This is a genomic window from Microcystis sp. M109S1 (genome assembly GCF_020247025.1).
Classification (GTDB): Bacteria; Cyanobacteriota; Cyanobacteriia; order Cyanobacteriales; family Microcystaceae; genus Microcystis.
Window position 1 is genome coordinate 1 of the sequence record NZ_JADBRW010000264.1, and the last position, 3217, is coordinate 3217.

At 53.7% G+C, this 3217-nt stretch carries 3 protein-coding genes and 1 pseudogene; all 4 read left to right on the top strand.

Going from position 1 to position 3217, the window contains the following annotated elements:
- Nucleotides 1-450: 450 nt before the first annotated feature.
- The 4 genes and pseudogenes from IM322_RS13180 to IM322_RS13195 all read left to right on the top strand — a co-directional run bounded on the left by IM322_RS13180 (nt 451) and on the right by IM322_RS13195 (nt 3132).
- Nucleotides 451-873, top strand: a complete 423-nt coding sequence (locus IM322_RS13180) for a hypothetical protein (RefSeq protein ID WP_287672972.1) — start codon at nt 451-453, stop codon at nt 871-873.
- Nucleotides 874-1037: 164 nt separating this feature from the next.
- Nucleotides 1038-1145: pseudogene (locus tag IM322_RS13185) on the top strand (PEP-CTERM sorting domain-containing protein); the annotation flags it as partial.
- Nucleotides 1146-1175: 30 nt separating this feature from the next.
- Nucleotides 1176-1706 (top strand): hypothetical protein, encoded by a 531-nt coding sequence (locus IM322_RS13190; RefSeq protein WP_287672973.1) that lies wholly within the window; start codon nt 1176-1178, stop codon nt 1704-1706.
- Between the two features lie 205 nt (nt 1707-1911).
- On the top strand, nt 1912-3132 hold the full coding sequence (locus IM322_RS13195; protein ID WP_287713231.1) for a PEP-CTERM sorting domain-containing protein: 1221 nt from the start codon (nt 1912-1914) through the stop codon (nt 3130-3132).
- Nucleotides 3133-3217 lie beyond the last annotated feature (85 nt).

Genomic DNA, 3217 nt, shown 5'->3' on the forward strand with positions numbered 1-3217 from the left:
ACTCAATTGTCTATCTTTTGGTATTAACCTATTTGTGCCTTAAGTCCTTCTTTATATGAATTTCAGCTACTTTTGGGCGTAGGCTCTCTTATCTAATTTTATTTTCAGTTAATTATTTGCATAACAATTACCGAAGAGCCTGTTTTTGTGGAGATTAATGCTGAGATGTCTGAGGGAAAGGTGTTGGTTTTTTTGGAGAAAGTCAATGAAACTAAGTTAAGTTTTTTGACATTGCTTTCTCTGGATGATTTACCAGCATATCCGGAAAAAACTAGCTCTGAAAAGAACCACCAATAGATTTAAAACATTATCTCGAAAAGGATTTTCTATTCATGATTGAAATCGGAATTTCTTTCTTCGATTTTTTCATGCAGTTTCATTGAGTGATTTAGCTTGTCATATGAGTTATGTTAATTATTACAAGCCCAGTCCATACCAAACAATAAAACTATGAAAAGCCAAAACAAAACTTTTTTCGGAATCGCCCTCGCAACTTCAGCGATCGCTCTCGCCAATCCCGCCCACGCCGCCTCCTTTCAAGGTCTCGGCGACCTCCCCGGAGGGGGATTCGATAGCCGGGCTAACGGGGTATCGAGCGATGGCTCCGTCGTCGTCGGTTCCAGCTATTCCGCGAGCGGGAACGAGGCGTTCCGCTGGACTCAAGCAGGGGGGATCGTCGGTCTCGGTGACCTCCCCGGCGGGACTTTCCAGGGATCTGCTAACGGGGTATCGGGCGATGGCTCCGTCGTCGTCGGTTACAGCTATTCCGCGAACGGGTTGGAGGCGTTCCGATGGACTCAAGCAGGGGGAATCGTCGGTCTCGGTGACCTCCCCGGCGGGACTTTCTATAGCGTGGCTCAGGGGGTAAGCTAAACGGCGCTTAACCTGCATGATCCAATAGCTATAACCCTTTTGGAGTCTATATCGGTGATCCGAAGTAAAAGCCGTTTAGCTTATCAGGCGATGGCTCTGTCGTCGTCGGCAACAGCCATTCCGCGAGCAATTTCCAGGCGTTCCGCTGGACTCAAGCAGGGGGGATCGTCGGTCTCGGTAGCCTCCCCAGTGGGGTTTCCCAGAGCGCTGCTTCAGCGGTATCGGGCGATGGCTCGGTCGTCGTCGGTGTCGCCTTTCCCGCGACAGGGAATGAGGCGTTCCGCTGGACGAACTCAGGGGGGATGGTCGGTCTCGGTGACCTCCCCGGCGGGGGTTTCGGTAGCGGTGCTTACGGGATATCGAGCGATGGCTCCATCGTCGTCGGTTACGGCACTTCCGCGAGCGGAATTGAGGCGTTCCGCTGGACTCAAGCAGGAGGGATCGTCAGTCTCGGTGACCTCCCCGGCGGGAGTGTCGATACCTATGCTAGCGGGGTATCGGACGATGGCTCCGTCGTCATCGGTTTCGGCAACTCTGCGAACGGGTACGAAGCGTTCCGCTGGACGACCTCAGGGGGGATAAGAAGCCTTAAAGATGTTCTCACCACTGATTTTGGGTTGAATCTGACGGGATGGCAACTATCGCGCGCGCAGGGGATCTCCGCCGATGGGCTGACGATCGTTGGGTACGGCACGAATCCTAGCGGTCAGTACGAAGGCTGGATCGCCCGCCTAAACGCGACATCTTCTACCAGCACCCCCGAACCTTCCTCCGTTTTTGCGATCGGTTTGGTTTCCTTGCTGGGACTGGCGACAAAATACAAGAAACGTTGATCGGTATGCGATGGGGATTTCTGACGAAAATCCCCGTGCCTACCCGAGAAAAAATTTTGTTCTTCTTGAATAGCTAAGAAGCCTTGCGATCGACACGCATAGAGTAAAGTCCGTATCGACTAGATGAACGTATCGATTAAGTAACACTTTTGCCCCACGAAGATCGTATTCTCTCAAACCCCACTTATTTCAAACATCAAAAACCATGAAAAACCAAAACAAAACTCTCTTCGGAATCGCCCTCGTGACTTCAGCGATCGCTCTCGCCAGTCCCGCCCATGCCGCCTCCTTTCAAGGTCTCGGCGACCTCCCCGGCGGGGGTTTCTCTAGCCGAGCTTACGGGGTATCGAGCGATGGCTCCGTCGTTATCGGTTACGGCTATTCCGCAAGCAGCGCAAACGAGGCGTTCCGTTGGACGGACTCAGGTGGGATGATCGGTCTCGGTGATCTCCCCGGAGGGAATTCTGGTAGCCTTGCTTACGGGGCATCGAGCGATGGCTCTGTCATCGTCGGTTCCAGCAATTCTGCGAGCGGGTTGGAGGCGTTCCGCTGGACGAGTTCTGGGGGGATGGTCGGTCTCGGTGACCTCTCCGGTGGGGCTTTCGCGAGCGTTGCTTTAGGGGTATCGGGCGATGGCTCCATCGTCGTCGGTTTGGGCAATGTCGTGACCGGGCAAGAGGCGTTCCTCTGGACAGCATCCGGGGGGATAGTCGGTCTCGGTGACCTCCCCGGCGGGTTTATCTCTAGCACTGCTTACGGGATATCGGGCGATGGCTCCGTCGTCGTCGGTTTCGGCACTTCCGCGAGCGGGTATGAGGCGTTCCGCTGGACGAACTCAGGGGGAATGGTGGGTCTCGGCGATCTCCCCGGCGGGATTTTCGCTAGCTTTGCCAACGGAGTATCGGGCGATGGCTCCGCCATCGTCGGTTACAGCTTTACCGCGAGTGGGCAAGAGGCGTTCCGTTGGACGAGTTCTGGGGGAATGGTGGGTCTCGGCGACCTTCCCGGCGGAAATTTCAGTAGCTTTGCTAACGGGGTATCGGGCGATGGCTCCGTCGTCGTCGGTCGGGGCACTTCCGCGAGCGGGGAAGAGGCGTTTCGATGGACGAGTTCTGGCGGGATGAGAAATCTTCAAGACGTTCTCACCACCGATTTCGGGTTGAATTTGACGGGATGGCAGCTATCTGAAGCAAAGGGAATCTCCGCCGACGGACTGACGATCGTTGGGTACGGCACGAATCCTAGCGGTCAGAACGAAGGTTGGATCGCCCGACTTGATTCTCCTACACAAGTGACTATCCCTGAGCCGTCTAATATCTTGGGTTTAGGTTTACTCGGACTAGGTTTAGCCGCAACAAAAGTAAAATGTGTCCTATCAAAAAAAGCAAAGTCACCCACAGATAACTCTCAAACAACAGACAGCTAACCAAGATTAATTGCAGTAGGATAAACGAGTCTATCCTACTGCATAATCCGTCAATTGTCGAAGTACAGGAGGATGAAAGCCAATG

What these genes read in the sequence shown, in the direction of transcription:
- IM322_RS13195 (WP_287713231.1), top strand. Translation starts at nt 1,912, where the DNA reads ATGAAAAACCAAAACAAAACTCTCTTCGGAATCGCCCTCGTGACTTCA.
- IM322_RS13190 (WP_287672973.1), top strand. Translation starts at nt 1,176, where the DNA reads ATGGTCGGTCTCGGTGACCTCCCCGGCGGGGGTTTCGGTAGCGGTGCT.
- IM322_RS13180 (WP_287672972.1), top strand. Translation starts at nt 451, where the DNA reads ATGAAAAGCCAAAACAAAACTTTTTTCGGAATCGCCCTCGCAACTTCA.